This window comes from Thiohalocapsa sp. (genome assembly GCF_019695415.1).
Classification (GTDB): domain Bacteria; phylum Pseudomonadota; class Gammaproteobacteria; order Chromatiales; family Chromatiaceae; genus Thiohalocapsa.
Genome location: NZ_JAIFKJ010000288.1, coordinates 1 through 5,479 on the forward strand (window position 1 = coordinate 1; position 5,479 = coordinate 5,479).

6 protein-coding genes and 1 tRNA gene are annotated in these 5,479 nt (G+C 67.2%); 4 read left to right on the top strand and 3 right to left on the bottom strand.

What is annotated here, in order from left to right; translation table 11 throughout:
- A partial coding sequence (gene trmB, locus I6U14_RS08305; protein WP_296898404.1) for a tRNA (guanosine(46)-N7)-methyltransferase TrmB occupies positions 1-632 on the bottom strand: 632 nt, incomplete at its 3' end.
- A gap of 214 nt (positions 633-846) precedes the next feature.
- Here trmB and I6U14_RS08310 point away from each other — a divergent pair.
- Both I6U14_RS08310 and I6U14_RS08315 read left to right on the top strand, forming a co-directional pair.
- Positions 847-1,434: a class I SAM-dependent methyltransferase gene (locus I6U14_RS08310; protein WP_296898406.1), complete on the top strand. Its 588-nt coding sequence runs from the start codon at positions 847-849 to the stop codon at positions 1,432-1,434.
- Between the two features lie 55 nt (positions 1,435-1,489).
- On the top strand, positions 1,490-2,074 hold the full coding sequence (locus I6U14_RS08315; protein WP_296898408.1) for a Uma2 family endonuclease: 585 nt from the start codon (positions 1,490-1,492) through the stop codon (positions 2,072-2,074).
- Positions 2,075-2,173: 99 nt separating this feature from the next.
- Here I6U14_RS08315 and I6U14_RS08320 read toward each other — a convergent pair whose 3' ends face one another.
- Positions 2,174-2,986 carry a thiazole synthase gene (locus tag I6U14_RS08320; protein ID WP_296898409.1) on the bottom strand — a complete coding sequence of 271 codons (813 nt, stop codon included), beginning with the start codon at positions 2,984-2,986 and terminating at the stop codon, positions 2,174-2,176.
- Between the two features lie 98 nt (positions 2,987-3,084).
- Entirely contained in the window at positions 3,085-3,285 is a 201-nt protein-coding gene (gene thiS, locus I6U14_RS08325; RefSeq protein ID WP_296898411.1) for a sulfur carrier protein ThiS, read from the bottom strand.
- 141 nt (positions 3,286-3,426) lie between these two features.
- Between thiS and I6U14_RS08330 the strand changes: the two genes are divergently transcribed.
- A complete protein-coding gene (locus tag I6U14_RS08330; protein WP_296898412.1) occupies positions 3,427-5,262 on the top strand; it encodes a long-chain fatty acid--CoA ligase in 1,836 nt (611 codons plus the stop codon).
- A 143-nt stretch (positions 5,263-5,405) separates the two neighbouring features.
- A tRNA-Gly gene (locus tag I6U14_RS08335) sits at positions 5,406-5,479 on the top strand.

The window sequence follows — 5,479 nt, forward strand, 5'->3', positions numbered from 1 at the left end:
AAGTGCCGGGGCTCGCCGGGGTTGTCGAACCGCTCCGGCAGGGCCTCCGGGACCCGAAGCTGGGGCCTGGCATAAGTCGCCCAGTCAGGCGCCCCGTGGAAGACGCCACCCGGGGGCAGCACCCGCGCGACGTCCTGCATGAAGTCCGGCTGCACGATGCGGCGCTTGTGATGGCGCTTCTTGGGCCAGGGGTCCGGAAAGAAGAGCTGCACCGCGACGAGGCTCGCGGCCGGCAGCCCGCCCTCCGGCGGCGGCTGCAGCAATGCCCGGGCGTCGGTGCGCATGACCCGCAGGTTGTTGAGCCCAAGCTTTTCGATGGCCAGCAGCAGGTGCCCGACACCGGGCCGGTGCACCTCCAGCCCGAGAAAATTGCGCTCGGGCTCCGCCGCCGCCTGGGCCGCCAGCGATTCGCCGTTGCCAAAGCCGATCTCCAGCACCACCGGCTGCGGCGAGGGAAACAGCCCCGCCGGGTCCAGCCTCGCGCCCGGCTGCCAGTCCACACCGAAGCGCGGCCAAAGGGTCTCGAAGGCCCGCTCCTGCGCCGCCGTGAGCCTGCCCTCGCGCAGCACGAAGCTGCGCACCGGCCGGTGGCGGGTCGTTTCGGGGGCTTCTCGGTCGATCACGGTAGGCACGGAAGGGCCTTGCTTTGAGGACGAGTCGGGACTGCTTGCGGCAATGACGAGATCACCACAAAGCACGAAGCAGATGAGAACAGCCTAACCAGGGTGCTCGTGCAGGCGCTGCGAGGATGGCTGACGTCAGGCTGCTGCGCGATCTTCCGGCCGGCGCTATGATCGCGCCCCATTCTACCGACTCCCACCGTCCGAGGTCCGCCGACAACAGGCCATGCCCCGCATCAGCGTCTACGATTTCTATGACCGGGAGCTTGCCCGCTGTGGTGACACCGCTGAGGGCTTACATTACCAATCCGCCGACTCGCAACGGACTCGCTTCCGCGTGTTGCGGGAGCTGCTGCCGGACGACCTCGCCGGCCTCACCCTGGTGGACCTGGGCTGCGGCTTCGGCGACTTTCTGCTCTATCTGCACGAGCACGGCGACGCGCCCGGCCGCTACATCGGCATCGACCTGCACGAGCGCATGGTGCAGGTGGCCCGCGAGCGCACCGGCGCCGAGATCATCCAGGCCGATGTGCTGTCGGACCCGCTCCCGCCCGCCGATTGGTACGTCTGCAGCGGTGCGCTGAACAATCTCACGCTGGATGAGACCCGTGCAGCCGTCACGCGCTGCTACGCCGCCGCCGGCAAGGGCTTCGCGTTCAACCTGCTGCACGGCAAGGACACCTCCCAGACCTTCAACTACCGCCAGCCGGCGGAGGTGGAGGCCTGGGCCGCGGAGCTCGGTGCCAAGGTCACCATCGTCGACGGCTATCTGCACCGAGACTTCTCTGCGGCCCTGGCGAAGCCCGGCGGTTGATCGCGGCGGCGGACGTGCTTTAATCGAAGCGTCAACCGCCGGACAGGACCCCGCCATGTCCAATCTCGCCGAAATCCCCTACATCACCGTGGACGACTACCTTGCCGGCGAGGCCGAGTCGGCCATCAAGCACGAATATATCGCCGGCGAGGTCTTCGCCATGGCCGGCGCCGGCGACGAGCACGTCACCATCGCCGGCAACCTCTTCGCGCTGTTGCGCGCGCATGTCCGCGGCGGCCCCTGCCGTGTCTACATCGCCGACATGAAGCTGCGCGTCGAGCGGGCGGACGCCTACTTCTACCCCGACGTCTTTGTCACCTGTGACCCGGCGGATGCAAGCCGCCGCACGGCCAAGCAGCGCGCAAGCGTCGTGATCGAGGTCCTATCCGACCGGACCGAGGGTTACGACCGCGGCGCCAAGTTCGCCCACTACCGCCAGCTGGAGACGCTCGAGGAATACGTCCTGGTGGACTCGCGCAGTCGCAGCGTTGAGGTCTTCTCCCGCCGCGAGGACGGGTGGCTGTTCCAGGCCGTGCCGGAGGGCGGGCAGCTGCGGCTGGCATCGCTGGACTTCGCCTGCGACCTGGACGCCGTCTACGAAGACGTGAGCTTTGAGGCGGCTGAGGGCGCGGCTGATTAAGCTGGTCGGGCTCCTGGGCTCGTCCTGGGCCACGAGCACGTATTCTTGCAGGCTCGGCAGCTTGCGGTAGGCGTGGAACGTGTCGGAGCGATCCTTGCGCTAGAAGAAGGTTCCCTCGATGGGTGAGGACGCCGACGCGAAGCGCTTGGCGGGCATGCGGCCGGCCAGGTAGGCCTCGCGGCCTGCCTCGATGGCCTTGCGCATGGCGCTCGCCATGAGCACCGGGTCCTTGGCGGCGGCAATGGCGGTGTTCATCAGCACGCCGTCGCAGCCGAGCTCCATGGCGACGGCGGCATCGCTGGCTGTGCCGACGCCGGCGTCCACTAGGATGGGCACTGACGCGTTCTCGACGATGGTGAGAATGTTGAGGGGGTTGCGGATGCCGAGCCCGGAGCCGATGGGGGCCGCCAGCGGCATCACTGCGCAGCAGCCAATGTCCTCCAGTTGCTTGGCGATGATCGGGTCGTCGTTGGTGTAGACCATGACGTCGAAGCCGTCGGCCACCAGCACCTTGGCCGCCTCGATAGTCTGGAGCACGTCCGGGAACAGGGTCTTCTGGTCGCCCAGCACCTCCAGCTTCACCAGGCTGTGGCCGTCCAGCAGCTCACGCGCCAGGCGGCAGGTGCGCACAGCGCTGTCCACGTCGTAGCAGCCGGCGGTGTTGGGGAGGATGGTATAGCGCTCCGGCGGCAGCACGTCCAGGATGTTCGGCTCGTCTGGATTCTGGCCGATATTGCTGCGGCGCACGGCGACTGTGACGATCTCCGCTCCGCTCGCCTCGATGGCCCGGGCGGTCTCGTCCATGTCCTTGTACTTGCCTGTGCCCACCAGCAGCCGCGAGCTGAAGCTGCGGCCGGCGATGCTGAAGCCACCGGCAGCCTGGCGGGATGAAATGGCTTGGTCTTGAGGCATGGGGATCTCTGGCTTGGAAGCTTTAGGGTCTTGCACGTCGGCGTCTTCGTCTTTGGTGCGCGCTGAGGGGATTCTCCATCGCGTCGCACCCAACGCCGTCAGCCGCCACCAACGGCATGGATGATTTCCACGCGGTCGCCGTCGCACAGTCGGTGGGCGTCAAAGCGGCTGCGCGGCACCAGCTCCTGGTTGACCTCCACGGCAATGCGCCGCCCGGCGAGCCCGAGGCGCTCGATGAGCGCTGACATGTGAAAGTGCTCCGGGATGTCCTGGGCTTCGCCATTCACGGTGATTCGCATGGGACGGCCTGCTGATCGCGGACGGGTGTTAAACGCACCATATTACAATAGACTCGGCGCCGCGCAGCGTTGACCACGCACCACACAAAGAGGCCGGCCGCCGCTGCCCCGCGGCGCCGGCACCGAGACGAGGACGGACGTTTGACGACTTGGTCCGAGGATCTGATCCCCATCGATCGGGCACGTACGCTCGATGGTCTTTTTCATCAACGGGTGCGGCGCTCGCCGGAGCGTGTGGCCTACCGCTGGTTCGACCGCAGCGCCAACGACTGGCGTGCGCTCACCTGGCGCGAGACGGCAGCCGCCGTGGCTCGCTGGCGCGAGGCCATGGCCGCCGAAGGGCTGCAGCCCGGAGACCGGGTGGCCATTCTGCTGCGCAACTGCCCGGACTGGGTGATCATCGACCAGGCGGCGCTGTCCCTCGGGCTGGTGACTGTGCCCCTCTATACCGACGACCGCGCCGACAACGCCGCCTACATTCTGCAAGATGCCGCGGTGAAGCTGCTCTGCATCCAGGACGCCAACCGCTGGCGGCGCCTTGCGGAGGTTATCGACGACGATCCCTGGCCGCAGCGCGTGGTGATTGTCGACGGCCGTGAGGGCGCCGGTCGGCCGGTGGGCCAGGATGCTCGGGCGGTGGACGCCGCGGACTGGCTGCCGGCGCTGGATGCCCGCCATGCGCTGCCTGCGGAGCAGCGCGATGGCGACCCCAATGCGGTCGCCACCATCGTCTACACCTCCGGCACCACGGGGCGGCCCAAGGGAGTGATGCTGAGCCATCAGAACATTCTGAGCAATGCCCATGCTGGCATCACAGCGGTGGACGTCTATCAGGAGGACGTGTTCCTGTCTTTTCTGCCGCTGTCGCATACCTTGGAGCGTACCGGCGGCCTGTTTCTGCCCATGATGGCGGGCTCGGAGGTGGCTTATGCGCGCTCCGTGACCCAGCTCGCTGACGATCTCCAGCGAATCCGCCCGACGGTCATCATCGCGGTGCCTCGGGTGTTCGAGCGCGTCTACCAGCGCATCCAGGGCCAGCTCGAGAGCCGCTCCAAGCTCGCCCGCCGCCTGTTCGCGCTGGCGGTCGACGTGGGCTGGCTGCAGTTCGAGGTTCGCCAGGGTCGGCGCCGCTGGCATCCAAAGCTCTTGCTCTGGCCCCTGCTGCGACGCAAGGTGGCGGCGCCTGTCATGGCGCGGCTCGGCGGGCGTATGCGCGCGGCGGTGAGCGGGGGCGCGGCTCTGCCCTTCGAGGTAGGACGGGTGTTCATCGCCCTCGGGCTGCCGCTGCTGCAGGGCTATGGCCTCACCGAGACCAGCCCTGTCATCTCCGTGAATCCCCTGCAAGACAACCGTCCGAAGAGTGTCGGCCGGCTGCTGCGGGGCATGCGGGCGCGCATCGGCCCAGACGATGAGCTGCAGGTGATGGGGCCGTCGATCATGCTGGGCTATTGGAACAACCACGCCGCCACCGCCCGGATGATCGGTCCCGACGGCTGGCTGCGGACTGGGGATCAGGCGCGCATCGACGACGGTTACCTTTACATCACCGGCCGCATCAAAGACATCCTGGTGCTCTCCAACGGCGAGAAGGTGCCGCCCGGCGACATGGAGATGGCGCTCGGCATGGACCCGCTCTTCGAGCAGGTGATGGTCATCGGCGAGGGCCACTCTTACCTGAGCGCGCTGGCGGTATTGAACGCCGACCTTTGGCCCGGCCTTGCCCGCGAGTTTGGCCTGGCGCCGGAAGACCCGGCGAGCCTCGAGGATGCCACGCTGCAGAAGGAAATGCTGCGGCGCATGCGAGACGCGCTGGCGGACTTTCCGGGCTATGCGAAGATCCGCCGCGTGGGCCTGACCCTGGAGCCCTGGACCATCGACAACGGTCTCCAGACGCCCACGATGAAAATCAAGCGCAATCAGGTGCTGGAGCGCTTTCAGGACGTCGTTGCGCGGATGTACGACGGAGAGAGGGGCTAGGGGCTAGGGCCCAAGCACGGAACCTTCAGTCGCGAGCCTCAGCCCTGAGCACTCAGCCCTCAGCCCTTCCTCCAAGGCCTTGCTCGCACAGCGCCCATGCCCTTGCCGCCGCAGCCAACTCATGCCTACAATCCGACGCCAATGCGGGTGTAGTTCAATGGTAGAACCTCAGCTTCCCAAGCTGATGACGTGGGTTCGATTCCCATCACCCGCTCCA

Coding starts and splice junctions, on each gene's coding strand:
- I6U14_RS08315 (WP_296898408.1), top strand. CDS start 1,490: ATGTCCAATCTCGCCGAAATCCCCTACATCACCGTGGACGACTACCTT.
- thiS (WP_296898411.1), bottom strand. CDS start 3,285: ATGCGAATCACCGTGAATGGCGAAGCCCAGGACATCCCGGAGCACTTT.
- I6U14_RS08320 (WP_296898409.1), bottom strand. CDS start 2,986: ATGCCTCAAGACCAAGCCATTTCATCCCGCCAGGCTGCCGGTGGCTTC.
- I6U14_RS08310 (WP_296898406.1), top strand. CDS start 847: ATGCCCCGCATCAGCGTCTACGATTTCTATGACCGGGAGCTTGCCCGC.